Below are 16,602 nucleotides of genomic sequence, written 5' to 3' on the forward strand. Positions count from 1 at the left end.
GCCCTGCCCTTCGACGAGGGCGTTGGTGGCCAGCGTGGTCGACATCGAGACGAGCTTGATCGCGCTGGGCTCGATGACTGCCTCGGACAAAACAGCGTCTGCGGCGCCGGCGATGCCCTCGGCAAGATCGTGTCGCGTGGTCAGCGACTTGGCCTTGGCCACGATGCCTGTGGATTCCGACCACAGCACGGCATCGGTGTACGTGCCGCCAGTGTCAATGCCCAGATAAAGTGGCGACGGCTGGTGCGCACATGCGTTCATTTTGATCAGTCACCCGACCCAGGTTCCGGCGAAAAATATTTCGCGAGCTTGTCCGCTTCGCCGTCGAACGCCTTGGCGTCGGCGGGTGGATCGCGCTTGATCGCAATATTGGGCCACACAAACGCATACTCGGCGTTCAGCGCGAGCCAATCGTCGAGACCAGGCTCGGTATCGGGAAAAATGGCCTTCGCCGGGCATTCCGGCTCGCAGACGCCGCAGTCGATGCATTCATCGGGATGGATGACGAGCATGTTCTCGCCTTCGTAGAAGCAGTCCACCGGGCAGACTTCCACGCAGTCCATGTATTTGCATTTGATGCAATTGTCGGTGACCACGAATGTCATTCGGTGGCCTTCAGACCAAGCCGTAGGTCATATCGAAGGGAATGCGATGGTCATCGATAGCCCGCACGCCAGCGGTGTTTTCAGCCAGGACGATCGAGGCTTTCCGCTCCTGCTCCGACAGATACGTTCCCCACAGGGTGACCACGCCGTTGTTCACGATCACGTCCGAACTCGAGGGCCACGATTCGGATCGCAAGGCATCGACAATCTCCATCCTGATGCTGCTGTCGTCATGCAAGGCCGGAGCGCGCCACCCTTTCCTGGCAATGACCAGCGCTCGCACCAGATTAGCGCGACTGACGATCCCAACCACCTGCCCGTCGCGCAGCACTGGGACACGCTTGATCCGATTGTGCTCAAGCAGGGTTGCGATCTCGGCGACTGGCGTACTCTCGACCACCGTCGCAACCTGCTGTGTCATGACGTCGATCACATGATCGGAATGAGATTTGACATAGTCTTCCGCCTGAACCGCGTTGTTGGTGAATAAATGAAGCCACCAGGAACGACCCTGCGGTGCTGTTCCGATCTCCGCCCGGCGGATCAGGTCTCCTTCACTGACGATGCCCAGCAGCGCACCTCGATCGATCACCGGCACGGCGCTGATCCCGTGCGACAGAAGAATATCGGCGACCTCGTCCACCGTACTGTCAGGCCCTACCGCGATGGCCGGCGACGTCATGACGTCCTTGGCGATCAGCATTTCGTTCTCCTTCACCGGCCTGCAGGCGGCAGTACCGGCGGCAAGGTCGTTCCAGAGCCTTGCCCGTTGCCAGCATGGAGATGGATCGCGCGACAAAACTCCCTTGCATGGAAAGCGTACGCTTCCAGATCGGCCGGATCGCCAGCGAACAGCCCCATGTCCTCGGCTTTGTGGAAGAACCAGGGAGCGGGCAAACCAGGATCGAGCGCGTTCACGGCAACGGCCGCAAGCAATGGCAGGCCTTCGTCCGCATCGTCGTCCATCAGTTGTTCGAGTGCACCCTGGATCACGCCTGTTGCTTGCGAACCAACCATGCTCTTGGCCAGTCTTGCATAGGTGATCGGCAGCCGGGTCCGTGCTTGCAGGAGCAGTTCCTCGCGCAGCCGCGTTTTGAGAGCATTGTCGTCCACGGGTACGATTGGGATGCCGTCATCTGCGTCAGGGCGATTGGCAGATACCATTCGACCGACGACATGACGCCGAATGTCCGGGCCAGAAAGGATCCTGCCGAAATCGTGTTCAAGCCTGTCCATTATTGTCATTGCCGAGCCCAAGGTGCCCTTCGCGCGATATCGCCAAACAGTCTCCTAGCGTTGAGACCTGCTGGCTGGCACCCAATCTGTCGTTTCGCTACGCACGAGCTTCACTCATCCTTATCTGCAAGACAAACGAAATTTATTGCCGCTTCAGCACAATTATTTTGCATCATGATTCCGATCGCGGTGAGGGGCGCAACCCTTTCCTTTTCGGATTCGATATGCATTTTTTACGGACGCGGCCGTCGCACCCCCAGCGTCCTGGGTTTCAGCAGGCGGCAATTCGCTCCCAAAGCGATCCAGAAGGAGATTTTGAGGATGATCACTGGTGCTCAATGCCGTGCCGCTCGCGCACTGGTCGAATGGACCCGTGAAAAGCTCGCCGGCAATTCAGGCGTGGATGCGCTGGTCATCGAAGAATTCGAGCGCCGGATCAACCTTCCTGACCGAGATATCTGCGACACGCTGCAAACCGCGCTTGAAAGCGCCGGCGCCGTTTTCATTGCCGAGAACGGCGGCGGTATTGGCGTTCGCCTGAAGCTCAACCGCTCGGAAGTCAAGCGGATCGGCGTTCTGGAGAATGAAGGCGGCATTGTCGGAACAGATGCCGTTCCATAAGCAAGACCTTCGGGGCCCAATGAATTCATGGTCGCAGCCCGTCGCTGGACAATCCAGGATCGGCATCGGCTTGATAGTGCACACAAGGGAGATGGCTCTCATGACAGTTATCTGGGACGATCTCACCAAGGAGGAGCAGACGGCACTCAAGCGAATGAACCGCGGACCCTACCCATCTCTATCGAAAGCCTTGGCCGAACGTCTTGTCTTTCTCGGGCTGGCTGAAGAAAGACCCAGCGGGACCGGGATAAACCGGGCCGGAAGAGAGCTGGTGATAAGAACGTTGCTTGGCGCCCGCCCTGACTAGTTTAGGATTGATAGCCGCCAGACTGCACCGAGGTGGCTGACTTGACTTCCCGGATTGCTTCACCAACTATGGTCCTATGAACGCCGCAGTCAGAATTCGTCGCGATTTTCTTTTCCGGGTTTGCCCCATAGCGGGAATGTAGCCCCCGGCTCGGCTGCCAATGCGTGCCCCGAGCCGAGGGGCGGTGCGATTACCCACATGGGATGGTTCCGCAGGACCTCAAGCCTCCGGAGCATTGGCGTTCCATCAAGATTTTCACGAATTGGCTCGATTCCGGCACCCTCCGTGGCGGCTGGTCCGAGCGGAAGCACGAGTATTCAAATGCAAGACAACACGAAAACGCGGCGCAAGCCGAACATCCGCATCTCACAGTCAGACCATGCGCGTCTGTCGGCGGTTGCGAGCACCGTGGCCGCGCGCAATCCGGAGGCCTCCGATGAACTGCTCGCCGAACTCGAGCGGGCACGTATCGTCGCCGATGATTGGGTCTCCGCCGGCACCGTCCAGATGGGTTCGACGGTGACATTCAAGCCCGATACTGGCAATGCCAAAACAGTCACGCTGGTTTTTCCTGGCGACGCGGACATCTCCGAAGGCAAGGTTTCAGTCCTCACGCCGATCGGCACGGCCCTGATCGGCCTCTCGGCCGGACAGTCGATCATGTGGACAGCGCGCGATGGGCGCCGGCACGAACTGTCGGTGCTTGCCGTAGGCCAACCCGCTGCGGAAGGCGATGCAGTCGATCGGCGCGCACCAGCGTCTTCGGCGATCCCGGCAGACGCCTAGACATGGGCGTTTCCATCCGTCTCCTCAATCACGCAGGCAGCCTGATCGCGGGAGTGTGACCCCTGCGCTGCGCCGGCCTGTTCTGGTCCGGCACAGGGGGTAGCTTCCACATCCGATCAAATGCTTGACGCCGGAACCCTTTCACGGGTCCGTCTTGGAGACGCACCATGCCCACCATCGATAGCTGCCAACTGACCACCAAGGACTTCACGATTCTTGAAGTGATGCAAGAGCGCCATCCCCGCGGCGATGCCTTGTCCGTTGTCCTTCAACGGAAGATTTCGAGCGCAATTGTGATGTTTCGAGAAGACATTCCGCCAACGGTCGTGACGCTCAGCACCCGAGTGACCTATCGTGTAAACGACGGCCCTGCCGAGACCCGCATCGTCGCACATGACGAGATGCGCGGTCTGGTTGGCATGCTTTTGCCGATCACCAACCCGCGCGGCCTGGCGCTGCTTGGTCTGGCCGAAGGTCAGTCCATGTCCATTCCGACCGCGCAGGGCGGCCATGAAACGCTGACTGTGCATGAAGTGGTCTACCAGCCGGAAGCGGCAAGGCGGGAGAGATTGGAGCTGCGGGGGATGCAGCGCCGGACCCGTGGCGACCGAACGGACCGGTTTTGCGCGTCGCCCATCACTCTGATGAGTCACAACCCAAAGCGGAAAACAGCGTCATGGCGGCTTTCAACGACGGGTTCGACGACCCGGGGCCGTCGGCCGCCTGAGGCCTCGACTATCCAGAACGCTGGGAAAGCGGGTAGACAAGCGTTCCGTCGAGCCTTGCCTCCACACCGTCGGTGAGCTTCGCCGGCTCGACCTTGTCATGGCCCATCAGATGAAAAACGGCCTCGCCACGACTGATCAGATAGTCCGCGACGATTCTTCTGTGGCAACGCCACCAAAGCGTTTCCGAGCACATGATGGCGCACCGCTGCTGCCTGCCAAGGGACACAAGCCGCTCCAGACCGCCATGAAACTCCGCTGACAGCGCGTAGTCGGCGTAGTTGTGAAAACTCTGGTTGAGCCAGAATGCGTTGAGCGTCGGTGGAATGGCGTGCGCCCTGCCGCGCAGGCCGCCAAGCTCGGCAATATGCTCATATCCGATCGCGAAATCCGCAAGGCTGTCCGGCAGCGTTTCGCTGTTGAATTGCGGATTCGCCCGCGATCGCCGCATGGTCCTTATGTCGACCACGAGCGTAATCTCGCCAACCCGCAACAGGGCGACGAATTCGGCGATCGACCGGGTCGAGTGGCCGATGGTGTGGAACGGATAAGGCATGTTCGATCAATCCATGGCGGTGGATTTCTTTCCGGCCGCATGATCAGTGATTTGGAACTGACAGAACACGGTCATTTCACCACCTGCTTCAATCCACGTAGCGCCTCCTGTACGTCGGTTCGCGACGCGCTTGCATCCGGATAGACTGCATAGGCCGGATAGGTGAATTCCGGCGCGCCCTCCACGACCTCCAGCTGCCCGGCCTCGATATGGGGCGCTGCCGCGCCCCTACGGAAATAGCCCATTCCGCCGGCGCGCAGAATGTAGCTCAGCCCAAGCGGACCAAGGCCGACCATTAATCCCGGCTCGCCGAAGGCAGAGGAACTGGCGCCATGTTGGGCCGCAAACAGCGGCCCCCAATCGACATAGACATAGTCCCTTGAGGCGTCCAACTCTGAGTCTCTGTCCGTGCTCCGAACCAAGACGAGCTGCTCCTCCACGAGGAGCTCCACCCTGAAGCCTGGCAGCAGCTTCGGCGCATAGAGCACCGCGATGTCGAGAACGCCAGTCCTGAGCTGCTCGAGGAGCTGGTCCGGCACGCCGACCTGGGCTTGGATGGCGATTTCCGGCCTGGCCTTCTTCATCCAGACCAGCCAATCGAGCAGCAGCGGGTTCCACAGGCTGAGCTCCCCGCCCAGGGCAACGACGCTTGTCCGTCCCGATGGGATGGCGAGCTGGTGGCGTGCTCGTTCCCAGATTTGCACGAATGATTGCGCGAACCGCTCGAACTCCCGGCCCGCCTGCGTCAACTGCGCACCATTGCGATTGCGGACAAAGAGCTGACGTCCGAGCTCTTCCTCCAACGTGCGTATCCGCGCGCTGACAGTGGTCTGGGTGACGTGGAGTCGGTCGGCAGCTCTCAGAAAGCTGCCGGAATGGACGATTTCCAAAAACGTGCGCGCGCGGTCGATGTCCATGCTGGTTCCCGATTAGTGCAATAATCTTGCATCAATACAGCATTTAATTCCGTTTGCCTTCCTGTTTTACGCAGCGCAACGTCCACGTAGGCGAGGGTCTCCGCTGTAACGGATATGGAGCGTGCGATGTCTGATCAGGAGGATGTTTGTCCGGAGACGAGAGAATACGCCTCTCCACCATGCTTTATGCATGAGCTTGTCCCGGGGTACGGCACTGAGCCGGCCGTTCAGGACGCATGGCCCGATGTCTGTCGATGGCGCAAGGCGGAACGCAAGCGTCTAATCGATGAGCGTCTCGCGATCGACGCCGAGGAACGCAATGCGAGGTCTTTACGCATCGCTTCCGTTCTCGACCTGGCCGTCGGTCGGGTGAGCGGGCGGATCGTCAGCGGCTATTGGCCGTTCCGCGGTGAGCCCGACCTCCGCAACTGGGCGATAAAGGTGATCGAGCGCGGCGGGCGGATTGCGCTTCCAGTCGTCATCAAGAAAGGCTGGCCGCTGGAGTTTCGCATCTGGGGGCCGGGAGACCCGCTCGAACGCGGAGTCTGGAATATTCTTGTCCCTCTCATGGACCTGCCGTCCAACCGGATGTGGTCATCGCGCCCGTTGTCGGTTTCGACGAGGCTAACTATCGCCTGGGTTATGGCGGCGGCTTCTTCGACCGGACCCTGGCCGCGGCGCCCAGGCGGCCTCTCGTCGTCGGCGTCGGTTACGCCCGTAGCAGGATCCGAACCATCTATCCGCAGCCGCACGACATTCCGATGGATGTGGTCGTCACGGATGAATGAAAGAGCGCAGGCAAGACCTAGCCCCGTGTGACGGCGGATCGCAGGTGCCGTCCATGGTTGAGGCCGTCTTGCCTGCCGGAAGAGGAGAGCAGGAAGCACATCATGTCCAATCCAGCCTCGACCTTGGATGATCACAAGCCCCGGTTTCTCGTCCGATGGCTGTTCTCGACCAACCACAAGGATATCGGGACGCTTTACCTGCTGTTCTCGATCATGGCAGGCGTCTTCGGTACGGCGCTTTCCGTGTTGATCCGCATGGAGTTGCAGGAACCGGGTTTGCAGATATTTGGCGATCCGGGCGTCTACAATGTCGTCGTCAGTGCCCATGGGCTGGTCATGATCTTTTTCGTGCTCATGCCGGCGCTGATTGGTGGCTTCGGCAACTGGATGGTGCCGATCATGATTGGCGCGCCCGACATGGCTTTCCCCCGCTTGAACAACATCTCGTTCTGGCTGCTGGTGGTGTCATTCATCCTCTTCATCACCTCGATGTTCGTTCCGGGAGCGCCCGGTACGCTCGGCCATGGCGGCGGCTGGACGCTCTATCCGCCTTATTCGACGGAGGGCCAGCCAGGTCCCGCCGTCGACCTCGTTATTCTGTCCATCCACCTTTCGGGGGCCTCCTCGATCCTCGGCGCGATCAACTTCATCACCACCATCTTCAACATGCGCGCACCCGGCATGACCATGCACAAGATGCCTCTGTTCGCTTGGTCGATGCTGGTCACCGCCTTCATGCTTCTCATGTCGCTGCCGGTGCTCGCCGGCGCGGTCACCATGCTGTTGACCGATCGCAACTTCGGGACGACCTTCTTTTCGCCGTCCGGCGGCGGTGATCCGATCCTCTACCAGCATCTGTTCTGGTTCTTCGGCCATCCCGAAGTCTACATCATGATCCTGCCTGGCTTCGGCATCATCAGCCACGTCATCTCGACCTTCGCCAAGAAGCCGATCTTCGGCTATCTCGGCATGGCCTATGCAATGGTGGCAATCGGCGCGATCGGCTTTGTCGTCTGGGCGCATCATATGTATACGACCGGCCTGTCGGTCGACACGCAGCGCTACTTCGCCTTCGCATCGATGGTCATCGCCGTTCCAACCGGCGTGAAGGTGTTTTCGTGGCTGGCGACCATGTGGGGAGGATCGATAGAGTTCAAGACACCCATGATGTGGGCTCTCGGCTTCGTCCTGCTGTTCACCATTGGTGGCGTCACTGGCATCATGGTTGCGAACCCCGGTATCGATCGCGTGTACCACGACACTTATTTCGTGATCGCTCACTTCCACTATGTGCTGTCTTTGGGGGCGGTCTTCGCGATCTTTGCCGGCTTCTACTACTGGTTCCCGAAGATGACCGGCTATATGTACAGCGAAACGCTCGGCAAGCTGCATTTCTGGCTGATGTTCATCGGCGTCAACCTCGTCTTTTTCCCGCAGCATTTTCTGGGCATGGCCGGCATGCCGCGACGTTACGCCGACTATCCCGATGCTTTTGCCGGCTGGAATTTCGTCTCGTCGATCGGTTCCTACATCTCAACGGCCGGGCTTGTCGTCTTCTTCATCGCGGTTGCCGAGGCCTTCAGCCGAAGACGCCAGGCAAGCGCCAATCCTTGGGGCGAAGGGGCGACGACGCTGGAATGGCAGCTGCCATCGCCGCCGCCCTTCCATCAATGGGAGAAGCTGCCGCGCATTGCCTAGTGTTCGCTCCGGTTCCGAACCGGCGCCTGTTTCGACATTCTGTCGGGAGAACGTCATGAACGAAACCACAGATCCAAACAACCAGATCCTGCTCGTGGCGATCATAGCGTTTTATTGGGCATTGCTGGGCAGTTGGGGCCAAACTCTGCCGCGCTCGGGCAACGACAAGGCCAAGCAGGACGATGCGCCGACAGAGCAGCGAACCGGCAGTATCGACGATATATCCTATACGGACACACGCTTGGATGCGATCCGAGAGATCGACCCAACTTTCGACCTTGCCGCGTTTCTGACCGGTGCCAATATGGCTTATGAAGCTATCCTGCGCGCGTATGCGGACAGCGACATCCCAACGTTGAAGCGTCTCGTCGGGCCGGAAGTGCTCGATATCTTCGGACGAGCGATTGCCGGCCGCCGGGATCGGGGGGAGATGCTGCAACTCACCTTCATTGGCACGAAGGAAGCAAAGGTCGTCGACGCTCTTGCGGAGAATAGCACCGCTGAGATTGCCGTTCGCTTCGTTTCCGACGTGGTCAGCGTTACACGCTCGGCCAACGATGCAATCGTCGCCGGCGATCCCCAGCAGATCGTTGAGGTGATCGATACGTGGACGTTCGCCTGTGACACCCCGTCAACAAAGCGCAATTGGATGTTGATCGCCACGGAAGGCGAGTAACGAGTGCATGCTCACCCGATGCCTGCCTGACAGCCTTGTCACTATAGATGGGCGGTCAACCCGGAGCGCTCAAGCCGCGCGGAATTTCCAGCTTTTGACAATGTGCATCCACGACTTGTGTATCACGATCAAATCGGCATGACCGGTTCAGTCGATCATTCTCAAGCCGCGAGCGGGTAGCACCGCCAAAGATCCACTCCCTGAACCTGCTGGCCGTAGGCGCCGGATATGGTCAGATCCGCATGCATCGCATCGGCCACATCAGCGATTGATCCACCATCAGATCTTTCCGGAAACACGTCAGCCTTCGCCCTTACGCCGTGGCTCGAAAGGAAGGCGACGATATTGTTCAGGCTGTTCCAGGTTTCATCGGTCGCGGCATCCTCGATCGTGATTATACCAGCCTCCTGAGCCATTTGAAAAAGGGGCACGGCATCGGTAACCGCGCGCTTGGCTTCACGCCTATCCTTCCATCCGACAAGAATCTTGTTGATGCGGAAATTTTCCTGGCTGGTCGAGGCGACGAAGACAGGCCGTCCTGCCTGGAGGATCAGGCTACCAGGTGGGTGGAACGATGAAAATTGCCAGAAGAGGCGCCCTCGGGCGAGGCTGCGACGATGCCGGCTTGGCCAAGGGGAAAACGTCAACAGACACCCTGCCGCGCAACGCGGCTTCACAACGCGACAACCCTCAAAGCCGGAGGTCTACCTGCACAGTTTCAAAAAAGTCGATGATGAACGATGGTTGTGGTGAGAAGTACGCCGGCCGACGTGATCGTGAATGTCCTCCCTACTCGAACATGATCCGAGCGGTGCCTCTTTTGGCAATCAACAGTCTCCGAGCCTCTTGGATCCGCTCAGCCTGTTGTTTGGAATAGGGACCCATTGGCCGAGTCTTCTCATCGCCGCGACGGACCCTGCAGTACCAGCGGCCCCTGTCCGAAAAGATTTCGACCGAGGTCGGCGCCTCATCGGACGCTTCCCTGGCCACACCGGTAGCGAACTTGACGATCTTTGAATGAACCGCGTCCAATCCGTTGGTGGTGCTCGGTTCCTGTTGCACTGTGGACATAAGTCGAACTCCTTTCAGTCACAGCGACGCACCGCTGCGCCATACGGGTTGCGCTCTCTACGGATCGCGGTGCCCAAGAGCGCTTGCTACCTTGCCATTTGGCGCTCCATTTCCATCTCCGCCCCTAGACTTTCGATGTCACGGAAGATCGAAGCGACAGCCAGCGTGCGCCCTTCGCGCTTGAAGCGCAGCAGGCAGTCCCTGGCACCGATGTCTCCATCGACAGCAATCTCGTCCCATTGCCCGGCATGGCCGACATAGTTGATGGGAACGTCGTAGTGCTGGCTCCAGAAGAACGGCACGGCCGCGAATTTCTCGCGATGGCCGAGCATGTTCAGGGCCGCGGTTTGCCCCTGCCTCTCTGCAACCACCCAATGCTCGACCCGAATGTTCTCGCCAGTGTGAGGATCCGGCCACCGCGCAATGTCGCCGGCCGCGAATATGTCCGGTGCGCTCGTCTCCAGAAAGGCATTTACGGCGACGCCGCGGTCAAGAGTGAGCCCCGCCCTTTCGGCAAGCCCGGTCCGCGGACGCACGCCGACGCCGGCGACGACGAAATCCGCCGTCAACATGTTGCCACTGCTTAGTTTCACTTTGTTGCCGTCGATGCTGCTCGCGGTGTCCTCGAGATGGAACACGACTCCATGTTCCTCATGGAGTGCGCGGATGAAGTCACCCATTTGCGGACCGAGGACCCGTTCCATGGGTCGTTTATCCGGCGCCACGACATGAACTTCGATATTGCGCGCGCGCAGCGCTGCGGCAACTTCCAAGCCAATGAAACTGGCGCCAAGCACGATGGCGCGGCGCGCAGTCGTGGCTCGCTCGATGATCACCTTGCAATCTGCAAACGAGCGCAGCGTGTGAACATGTGGCTGATCCGCGCCGGGGATGGAGAGGCGCACCGGTTCGGCCCCCGTGGCAAGTAACAGTCTATCGTAAGGACTCCTGCTTCCGTCAGCCAGAATGACCTCGCGAGAACGCAGGTCGATATCGACGGCCTTCGTATCGAGACGCAGGTCGATGTTGTTTTTTGAATAGAATTTCTGGCCGCGCAGCGGAATCCAATCCTCCGGAGCCTTCCCTGCGAGGTAGTCCTTGGAGAGATTCGGCCGGTCGACGGGCGGCGCATGGTCGTCGCTGATCATGACGATGCTGCCCTGGTACTGCTCTCGCCGCAGCATTTCGGCCGCCGCGAAACCGGCCGCGCCGCCGCCGACAATGACGACTTTCTCGGGGACCCCGCCCGCGCTTCCGCCGCGCGGCTTCGGCGCCGTCCGTTTGAGTTTCTCGCCCACGAATATCCGCCCATCGCGCTGTTCCACCGACCAGCAAGCGAGTGGATTGAAGGCAGGCGCTCGCAAGGCTTCGCCTGTGCGCAGATCGAAGCAAGCGTGGTGCCACGGACATCGAATGGAATCCGACACCACAAGACCGTCACCGAGCGGCCCGCCGTAATGTGTGCATGTCGCGCCGATGGCGAAGATCTCGGCCCCGCGGCGCACCAGCAACACCTGCTCGTCGCCGCAATGGCCGACAAGCTTTCCGCCATCGAGAAGGTCGGACAGCGCGATCCCCTGGACCAGATCCGGTCCGTTTGATTTGGTATCAGCTTCAGCCATATTCTCGTCCTTGGCGATCCGTGTCAAAACCGCTCGTGCGGCGAAGCGGCACACTGCTTCGGGGTACCTTCTGCCTGGCTAGTGCGCCTTCAGATTCTCAGCATTATCCGCGCCGACATTCCGACTGCGTCATGTACTGGGCTGAGTGGCTCAGACCGCAGTCTCCCGCTCTCGCGGACATCATGCAAACGAATTTAATCGATAGTTGAGTGCAGTTTTCATGATGGCTTTCCCTCCGCGATTCCACTGCGCACAACTACAAGATCGCCTGCCCAGTCTTTCCCCAGTCGGCAAGAAACGACTTGAGGCCCTTGTCGGTGAGTGGATGTCTGGCGAGGTTTCTGAGTATCGCTGGTGGTACGGTCGCGACATCCGCGCCTGCGATCGCCGCCTGTTTGACATGGAGTGGAGTGCGAATTGAGGACGCCAGGATTTCCGTCGTGAAGGATTTGCCGTTGTCGTAGATCGCACTTCAGGTTCGGGAGCGACTCCGGCTGGCACGGTCATCTGATGAGGCGTTGGCGACTCTCGAAACTGAGCCACATCGGGAATTCCCCGCCAATTTAGATACTTCCGGCCTCGGGCCTGGGGTGATGTCCAGGCAGTTCGGAAATGCCTAGGATTCAGGGCTCGTCATTCGCCGCTTGGTCGGACAGACCCATTTCTGGTGCGGCATCACGGCGTCTTGCCACGCAATAAGATAGATTGATAATATATCTTATATAGAGGATCACATCGAAGAGCGAACCAAGGCTTCAGCCAGCTTGCGTCGGAGAAAACAGGAGCTTCGGAATGACCGCGAACGGTCGAAGCAAGAGAACAATCGTGGTCGACGGCGTGCCATTGCCCAACATACTCGACGAGGCAATGATCCGCGGTGTAGTCCACGGGTTTTATGACGAAATTCGCCGTGATGACCTTCTCGGCCCCATTTTCCACGATCGGATCGAGCCAGATAAATGGCCGCAGCATCTGGCGAAGATGTGTGACTTCTGGTCCGCTACTCTACTTCGGACATCCCGATACGACGGCAGGCCACTGCCGCCGCACCTGGTCATAGCCGGCCTCGGCGCGGCGCATTTCCGTCGCTGGCTAATATTGTTTCGGACAACGGTGCGTCGCATTTGCCCGGCCGAGGTGGCGACGCTTTTTATGGATCGCGCGCTGCGAATTGCTCACAGTTTCCGTCTCGCGATCGCCTTCAACCGCGGCGAGACCACGATCGGCATCGAACCTATCGTCGAGAGAGACTTGTGATGCACGACCGGTTTGTGAGTGGTTCCTACAATGCACAGCGATCGACAGGGAGCCGTGATTCATGCGGCTGACCAGCTTTTCGGATTATGCATTGCGGATGCTGATGTACACTGCCGCCGCCGGTAGCCGGCTTATAACGATCGAGGAGGTTGCCCGCACCTTCAACGTGTCGAAGACGCATCTGAACAAGGTCGCCAACACCCTGACCCGTGGCGGCTATATGAAGGCAATCCGCGGCCGTTCCGGTGGTCTCATTCTCGGGCGCCGGCCTGAGATGATCCGGATTGGCGATGTCGTGCGGTTAACCGAGCCGGATTTCGCGCTGGTCGAATGTTTCGCGACCGGAAACCGATGTGTGCTAACCGCCTCCTGCAAGCTTTCAGGCATGTTTGACGAAGCGACAGCCTCCTTCCTGAACGTCCTTGACCGCTACACGCTCGCCGACATCACACTGATGCCCGAAGACTTCCTCGGCGGTCAGATACCACCCGTTCGCACCGGGGCGACACGCAAGACCGTATAATGTTGCGCGGCTTCGACGCGCGCTGTTTTTGCTCGGATGTGAGATGGGCCATGGCTGAACCAAAGAAGAATGATCAACAGGTCACAAAGGACATTGATTCTGATATCGACCCGGACAACACTCTGCTGCCGATGCTTATCGGTGGGCTTGTCCTGATAGTTATCGGAGCGATCATCGTGATGATGTTTGTGTAGTTTCGCAACGATGGCGTGTGACTTTATCGGCCCGGCTGTTGTCTGGGCGCCTGCAACCCCAATTGCGATTTGGCGGATGGAGAACTGTCGGCCGAGGAGGGGAAGTACAGAGCGCGCGACCGGCGGGCGCTTGGACAGCGCATAGCGGGCGACGATGAGCTGCAGGAGGTATATCGTCGTCTGCGCCAGCCCGGCCCCGATGATCCGGCAGAGCCGATCTCCACGGCCGAGATGCGGCGCAAGCGCCTGCTGCTCACCCCGCGGAGACGTACGTCGTCATTGAGTTCAGAACTTGCATTCCGCTTCGTTAAACTGCCATTTCGCACTGCTCTTGTTCCGAGCCCCTCATGACGTCGGCGTACCGTTTTGGGTTGAAGTGCAGATAGAGAAACGCTGTGACGGTCACGCAGCCGAGATGCATGATCCATCCGCTGCTGAAGCTCCCGCTCCAGCCATGCAGGAGCGCGGTGGCGAATGGACCAAGCGCGGCGATCAGAAAACCGCCGCCCTGCATCAGCGCAGCCAGCGCGCCCGCCTGCTCCGGCCGCGGCAGATGATCGAGCGCCGTGACGATTGCAAGCGAGAAGCTTCCGCCAAGACCGGCCCCGCATATCCCCACCCACAGAACGGGCGACAGTGCGGGAAAAACCGCAAGTCCGGCAAAGCCCGCCGCCTGCAGCAGCAGCGTCAGCCAGAGCCAGGGACGGCGGTCGATGCCCCGGCGCGCCAGGACAGGCAGCACCAGGGCCGAAGCCGCCTGGCAAATGGCCATCACGGCCACAAGGTTGCCGCTGGCGGCACTGCTCCATCCTTGCGCCTGGTAGTAGGGCGCAAGCCAGGCGACCATAGAGGAATAGCCGGAGTTGACCAGGCCGAAGGCCGCCATCAGAACCCAGGTCCGTGGGCGGCGAAGCAGAAAACCGGTCAAGGCGCGATCGGGTCTTGAAGCCTTGGCGTCGGACAGGACGCGGAATGCCGCGCACAGCGCAATGGCGGCGGGAGCCGCGAGCCAGGCAAGGGCTGCCCGCCAGTCGTATCCGTTGTTGACGAGCAGGGGCGCCAGACGTGCGCCGAGCGCCCCACCGCCCATGATCATGCAGGAATAGAGGCCGGTCACGGCGGGTGTGCTGGTCGGGAACTTTGCCTTGATGATCCCCGGAAACGCGGCCTGGATGAAGGCCACCCCCGCCCCGCAAAGTGCCGCCGTCAGGATCAACGACAGGCCGCCGGGCACGACAAGCCTGAGCAGCGAGCCCGCTGTCAGCACCGTTAGCGCCGCGAGCAGGCCCCGGCGCGTTCCGACGGCCGCCTGGATGCCCGGTGCAACGAACGCACCGAGGCCCATCAGCAGCATCGGCAACAGCGTCAGCATGGCCAGGCTGCCATAGCCCATCCCGGTGTCGGCCACGATATCGGCCAATATCGGTCCCGGCGCCGTCAGAAAGGGACGCAGGTTGATCCCGATTAGCACGACGAGGGCAAGCAGGGTCCATTGCCTGTCGGTTGCAGGCTGCGCGGTCATCGACATTTTCGCGCTGTTCATCTGGCGCCCGCTTGCACCAGCAGGGTTATCATCTGCGCATAGCCGTTCCTGCGCGCGTGCCGCAGCGGTGTCGCCCCGTCCTTGTCGGCGAGATTGACGTTGGCGCCGGCCTCGATCAGCCGCCTCACGATCTCGACATGACGCTGCCCGCCATCGCCGAGGATGATGGCCTCCAGCAACGCGGTCCAGCCGAGCTTGTTGACGTGATCGACATCAATACCGGCATCGATCAGCGCGCCGACGGTCTCGACATGTCCGCGTTCGGCAGCCGGAATGAGCGCGGTACCGCCATAGCGATTGGTGCTCTTCAGGTCGGCGCCGTGCGCAAGCGTCATCTTCAGGATATCGAGATGCCCGCGTGCGCCGGCGTAGAGATATGGACTATCCTGGATATCGTCCTTGGCGTTGACGTCCGCGCCAGCCTCGATGAGAGTCCTGGCAGCGCTGACCTTGTTGCCGTGGGTCGCGACGAGAAGAGCCGTGCGGCCGTTCTCGTCGCGCGCGTCGATCCGGGCCCCCTCGGAAACAAGCATCTTGATCATGGAGACATCGTCATTTGCCGCAGCCGAGTGAAGCCTTGTCTCATTCATGTTCTGCCCCAACGCTATCAATGGAATGCAGGCGACGATGACGCCCAGCAAAAGTCTGCGCTTGACCATCGGCATCAGCCCCCCGACACGCTGTGCGTGGAAGCCGAGCGGGTTGCTGCGGCGAGCGAAGCCGTCATGCTCCGCCGAGAGGTGGCGAAAGCATCCTGCCTGGGATGAAGTTCCAGGCCGACGAGCAATTCCGCGAGCCTGACAGCCGCCGACACCCCTTCGACGACCGGGACACCGTGAAGGCTGGCCAGTCGCCGCGCCATATCCGACATGCCGGCGCAGCCAAGCACGATGGCGTCGGCGCGATCGACCCGCAGCGCCTCCTGGATTTCTTCGCTGATGATCGACAAGGCTGCCTCGCCATTCGCTTCCAGCGCCAGGACGGGAATGCCGCTCGCCCGCACGGTGGCGAATGGCGAAAGGCCGTAGCGAACCAGATTGTCCTCGAGAATAGGAACGGAAACCGGCAAGGTGGTAATCACCGTGAAGCGCCTCGCCACGATGCTGGCGACGCGGGCGGCGGCCTCGCCTATGCCGATAACGGGCTTGCGCGTCAGCATCCGCGCGGCGTCGAGCCCGGTGTCGTCGAAGCAGGCGATGATATAGGCCTCCACGGCGTCACTGCGCTCGGCCCGTTCGATCCGGTCGAGAAGACCCGGGACCGCCTTCGCGCCATCGATCGGGCCTTCGATGGAAGCCGGGCCGCTGTCGTTCTGCATTGCGATGATTTCGGTGCCGGCCTGCGCGGTTAGCCGCGCCGCGACGGCGATGGATCCCGTCATCGACACGGTCGAATTGGGATTGATGATGCCGATGCGTACCATGCGAAAATTCCTATAGCCGCCGTCCGATGGAACGTGCATCGCTGCCGTTCCGCA

General features: G+C 60.4%; 20 protein-coding genes and 2 pseudogenes. 10 read left to right on the plus strand and 12 right to left on the minus strand.

All coding sequences use genetic code 11. From position 1 onward, the window contains the following. The 4 genes from LB545_RS29165 to LB545_RS29180 form a co-directional block, all read right to left on the minus strand. A partial coding sequence (locus LB545_RS29165; RefSeq protein ID WP_281405970.1) for a hydantoinase/oxoprolinase N-terminal domain-containing protein occupies positions 1 to 261 on the minus strand: 261 nt, incomplete at its 3' end. Positions 262 to 266: 5 nt separating this feature from the next. Next, positions 267 to 605 carry a ferredoxin FdxA gene (fdxA, locus tag LB545_RS29170; protein WP_140525745.1) on the minus strand — a complete coding sequence of 113 codons (339 nt, stop codon included), beginning with the start codon at positions 603 to 605 and terminating at the stop codon, positions 267 to 269. 10 nt (positions 606 to 615) lie between these two features. Beyond that, positions 616 to 1,308, minus strand: coding sequence for a CBS domain-containing protein (locus LB545_RS29175; RefSeq protein ID WP_140558742.1), 693 nt, complete (start codon positions 1,306 to 1,308; stop codon positions 616 to 618). 11 nt (positions 1,309 to 1,319) lie between these two features. Beyond that, entirely contained in the window at positions 1,320 to 1,841 is a 522-nt protein-coding gene (locus LB545_RS29180) for a hypothetical protein (RefSeq protein ID WP_140525743.1), read from the minus strand. A gap of 174 nt (positions 1,842 to 2,015) precedes the next feature. Here LB545_RS29180 and LB545_RS29185 point away from each other — a divergent pair, with 174 nt between their 5' ends. The 4 genes from LB545_RS29185 to LB545_RS29200 all read left to right on the plus strand — a co-directional run bounded on the left by LB545_RS29185 (position 2,016) and on the right by LB545_RS29200 (position 4,358). Beyond that, positions 2,016 to 2,462, plus strand: coding sequence for a hypothetical protein (locus LB545_RS29185; protein WP_224519094.1), 447 nt, complete (start codon positions 2,016 to 2,018; stop codon positions 2,460 to 2,462). A gap of 100 nt (positions 2,463 to 2,562) precedes the next feature. Further along, positions 2,563 to 2,769: a hypothetical protein gene (locus LB545_RS29190; RefSeq protein ID WP_224706197.1), complete on the plus strand. Its 207-nt coding sequence runs from the start codon at positions 2,563 to 2,565 to the stop codon at positions 2,767 to 2,769. 321 nt (positions 2,770 to 3,090) lie between these two features. Further along, complete coding sequence (gene rnk, locus LB545_RS29195; RefSeq protein ID WP_140500694.1) at positions 3,091 to 3,555, plus strand: nucleoside diphosphate kinase regulator; 465 nt, start codon at positions 3,091 to 3,093, stop codon at positions 3,553 to 3,555. Positions 3,556 to 3,722: 167 nt separating this feature from the next. Further along, entirely contained in the window at positions 3,723 to 4,358 is a 636-nt protein-coding gene (locus LB545_RS29200) for a nucleoside-diphosphate kinase (RefSeq protein ID WP_224706198.1), read from the plus strand. Here LB545_RS29200 and LB545_RS29205 read toward each other — a convergent pair. Further along, positions 4,291 to 4,836, minus strand: coding sequence for a DUF488 family protein (locus tag LB545_RS29205; protein ID WP_140663427.1), 546 nt, complete (start codon positions 4,834 to 4,836; stop codon positions 4,291 to 4,293). The two genes, LB545_RS29200 and LB545_RS29205, sit on opposite strands and share 68 nt — an antisense overlap. 71 nt (positions 4,837 to 4,907) lie before the next feature. After that, positions 4,908 to 5,753, minus strand: coding sequence for a LysR family transcriptional regulator (locus LB545_RS29210; protein WP_140518333.1), 846 nt, complete (start codon positions 5,751 to 5,753; stop codon positions 4,908 to 4,910). 512 nt (positions 5,754 to 6,265) lie between these two features. Here LB545_RS29210 and LB545_RS31255 point away from each other — a divergent pair. From LB545_RS31255 to LB545_RS29225, 3 genes and pseudogenes are all read left to right on the plus strand, one after another. Next, positions 6,266 to 6,541, plus strand: a complete 276-nt coding sequence (locus tag LB545_RS31255) for a 5-formyltetrahydrofolate cyclo-ligase (RefSeq protein ID WP_411961464.1) — start codon at positions 6,266 to 6,268, stop codon at positions 6,539 to 6,541. Between the two features lie 132 nt (positions 6,542 to 6,673). Next, positions 6,674 to 8,239: pseudogene (gene ctaD, locus LB545_RS29220) on the plus strand (cytochrome c oxidase subunit I); the annotation flags it as partial. A gap of 55 nt (positions 8,240 to 8,294) precedes the next feature. Then, entirely contained in the window at positions 8,295 to 8,915 is a 621-nt protein-coding gene (locus LB545_RS29225) for a Tim44/TimA family putative adaptor protein (protein WP_140657152.1), read from the plus strand. Between the two features lie 161 nt (positions 8,916 to 9,076). Here the strand turns inward: LB545_RS29225 and LB545_RS29230 are convergent, their stop codons facing one another. From LB545_RS29230 to LB545_RS29240, 3 genes and pseudogenes are all read right to left on the minus strand, one after another. Continuing rightward, entirely contained in the window at positions 9,077 to 9,562 is a 486-nt protein-coding gene (locus LB545_RS29230; RefSeq protein WP_140518188.1) for a universal stress protein, read from the minus strand. A 510-nt stretch (positions 9,563 to 10,072) separates the two neighbouring features. Continuing rightward, a complete protein-coding gene (locus LB545_RS29235; RefSeq protein WP_224706199.1) occupies positions 10,073 to 11,608 on the minus strand; it encodes an FAD-dependent oxidoreductase in 1,536 nt (511 codons plus the stop codon). Positions 11,609 to 11,864: 256 nt separating this feature from the next. Beyond that, a pseudogene (locus tag LB545_RS29240) lies at positions 11,865 to 12,074 on the minus strand (transaldolase family protein); the annotation flags it as partial. A 326-nt stretch (positions 12,075 to 12,400) separates the two neighbouring features. Between LB545_RS29240 and LB545_RS29245 the strand changes: the two are divergent. The 3 genes from LB545_RS29245 (at position 12,401) to LB545_RS29255 (ending at position 13,582) form a co-directional block, all read left to right on the plus strand. Then, positions 12,401 to 12,865: a group III truncated hemoglobin gene (locus LB545_RS29245; RefSeq protein WP_140500702.1), complete on the plus strand. Its 465-nt coding sequence runs from the start codon at positions 12,401 to 12,403 to the stop codon at positions 12,863 to 12,865. A gap of 61 nt (positions 12,866 to 12,926) precedes the next feature. Next, positions 12,927 to 13,388: an RrF2 family transcriptional regulator gene (locus tag LB545_RS29250; protein WP_140518192.1), complete on the plus strand. Its 462-nt coding sequence runs from the start codon at positions 12,927 to 12,929 to the stop codon at positions 13,386 to 13,388. A gap of 50 nt (positions 13,389 to 13,438) precedes the next feature. After that, entirely contained in the window at positions 13,439 to 13,582 is a 144-nt protein-coding gene (locus tag LB545_RS29255) for a hypothetical protein (RefSeq protein ID WP_181165452.1), read from the plus strand. A 307-nt stretch (positions 13,583 to 13,889) separates the two neighbouring features. Here the strand turns inward: LB545_RS29255 and LB545_RS29260 are convergent, their stop codons facing one another. The 3 genes from LB545_RS29260 to LB545_RS29270 are packed head-to-tail and all read right to left on the minus strand — an operon-like array spanning position 13,890 to position 16,587. Further along, positions 13,890 to 15,125, minus strand: coding sequence for a cyanate transporter (locus LB545_RS29260; RefSeq protein WP_224706200.1), 1,236 nt, complete (start codon positions 15,123 to 15,125; stop codon positions 13,890 to 13,892). Then, positions 15,122 to 15,784 carry an ankyrin repeat domain-containing protein gene (locus tag LB545_RS29265; RefSeq protein WP_318012577.1) on the minus strand — a complete coding sequence of 221 codons (663 nt, stop codon included), beginning with the start codon at positions 15,782 to 15,784 and terminating at the stop codon, positions 15,122 to 15,124. Before LB545_RS29265 ends, LB545_RS29260 begins: the two co-directional genes overlap by 4 nt. 5 nt (positions 15,785 to 15,789) lie before the next feature. Continuing rightward, positions 15,790 to 16,587, minus strand: coding sequence for an aspartate/glutamate racemase family protein (locus LB545_RS29270; protein ID WP_224706201.1), 798 nt, complete (start codon positions 16,585 to 16,587; stop codon positions 15,790 to 15,792). Between the last annotated feature and the right edge of the window lie 15 nt (positions 16,588 to 16,602).

Source organism: Mesorhizobium sp. BR1-1-6, from assembly GCF_020165355.1.
Taxonomy (GTDB): domain Bacteria; phylum Pseudomonadota; class Alphaproteobacteria; order Rhizobiales; family Rhizobiaceae; genus Mesorhizobium.

What these genes read in the sequence shown, in the direction of transcription:
- LB545_RS29225 (WP_140657152.1), top strand. Translation starts at nt 8,295, where the DNA reads ATGAACGAAACCACAGATCCAAACAACCAGATCCTGCTCGTGGCGATC.
- LB545_RS29180 (WP_140525743.1), bottom strand. Translation starts at nt 1,841, where the DNA reads ATGGACAGGCTTGAACACGATTTCGGCAGGATCCTTTCTGGCCCGGAC.
- LB545_RS29270 (WP_224706201.1), bottom strand. Translation starts at nt 16,587, where the DNA reads ATGCACGTTCCATCGGACGGCGGCTATAGGAATTTTCGCATGGTACGC.
- LB545_RS29260 (WP_224706200.1), bottom strand. Translation starts at nt 15,125, where the DNA reads ATGAACAGCGCGAAAATGTCGATGACCGCGCAGCCTGCAACCGACAGG.
- LB545_RS29205 (WP_140663427.1), bottom strand. Translation starts at nt 4,836, where the DNA reads ATGCCTTATCCGTTCCACACCATCGGCCACTCGACCCGGTCGATCGCC.
- fdxA (WP_140525745.1), bottom strand. Translation starts at nt 605, where the DNA reads ATGACATTCGTGGTCACCGACAATTGCATCAAATGCAAATACATGGAC.
- LB545_RS29185 (WP_224519094.1), top strand. Translation starts at nt 2,016, where the DNA reads ATGATTCCGATCGCGGTGAGGGGCGCAACCCTTTCCTTTTCGGATTCG.
- rnk (WP_140500694.1), top strand. Translation starts at nt 3,091, where the DNA reads ATGCAAGACAACACGAAAACGCGGCGCAAGCCGAACATCCGCATCTCA.
- LB545_RS29235 (WP_224706199.1), bottom strand. Translation starts at nt 11,608, where the DNA reads ATGGCTGAAGCTGATACCAAATCAAACGGACCGGATCTGGTCCAGGGG.
- LB545_RS29250 (WP_140518192.1), top strand. Translation starts at nt 12,927, where the DNA reads ATGCGGCTGACCAGCTTTTCGGATTATGCATTGCGGATGCTGATGTAC.
- LB545_RS29245 (WP_140500702.1), top strand. Translation starts at nt 12,401, where the DNA reads ATGACCGCGAACGGTCGAAGCAAGAGAACAATCGTGGTCGACGGCGTG.
- LB545_RS29175 (WP_140558742.1), bottom strand. Translation starts at nt 1,308, where the DNA reads ATGCTGATCGCCAAGGACGTCATGACGTCGCCGGCCATCGCGGTAGGG.
- LB545_RS29210 (WP_140518333.1), bottom strand. Translation starts at nt 5,753, where the DNA reads ATGGACATCGACCGCGCGCGCACGTTTTTGGAAATCGTCCATTCCGGC.
- LB545_RS29190 (WP_224706197.1), top strand. Translation starts at nt 2,563, where the DNA reads ATGACAGTTATCTGGGACGATCTCACCAAGGAGGAGCAGACGGCACTC.
- LB545_RS29200 (WP_224706198.1), top strand. Translation starts at nt 3,723, where the DNA reads ATGCCCACCATCGATAGCTGCCAACTGACCACCAAGGACTTCACGATT.
- LB545_RS29255 (WP_181165452.1), top strand. Translation starts at nt 13,439, where the DNA reads ATGGCTGAACCAAAGAAGAATGATCAACAGGTCACAAAGGACATTGAT.
- LB545_RS29265 (WP_318012577.1), bottom strand. Translation starts at nt 15,784, where the DNA reads ATGGTCAAGCGCAGACTTTTGCTGGGCGTCATCGTCGCCTGCATTCCA.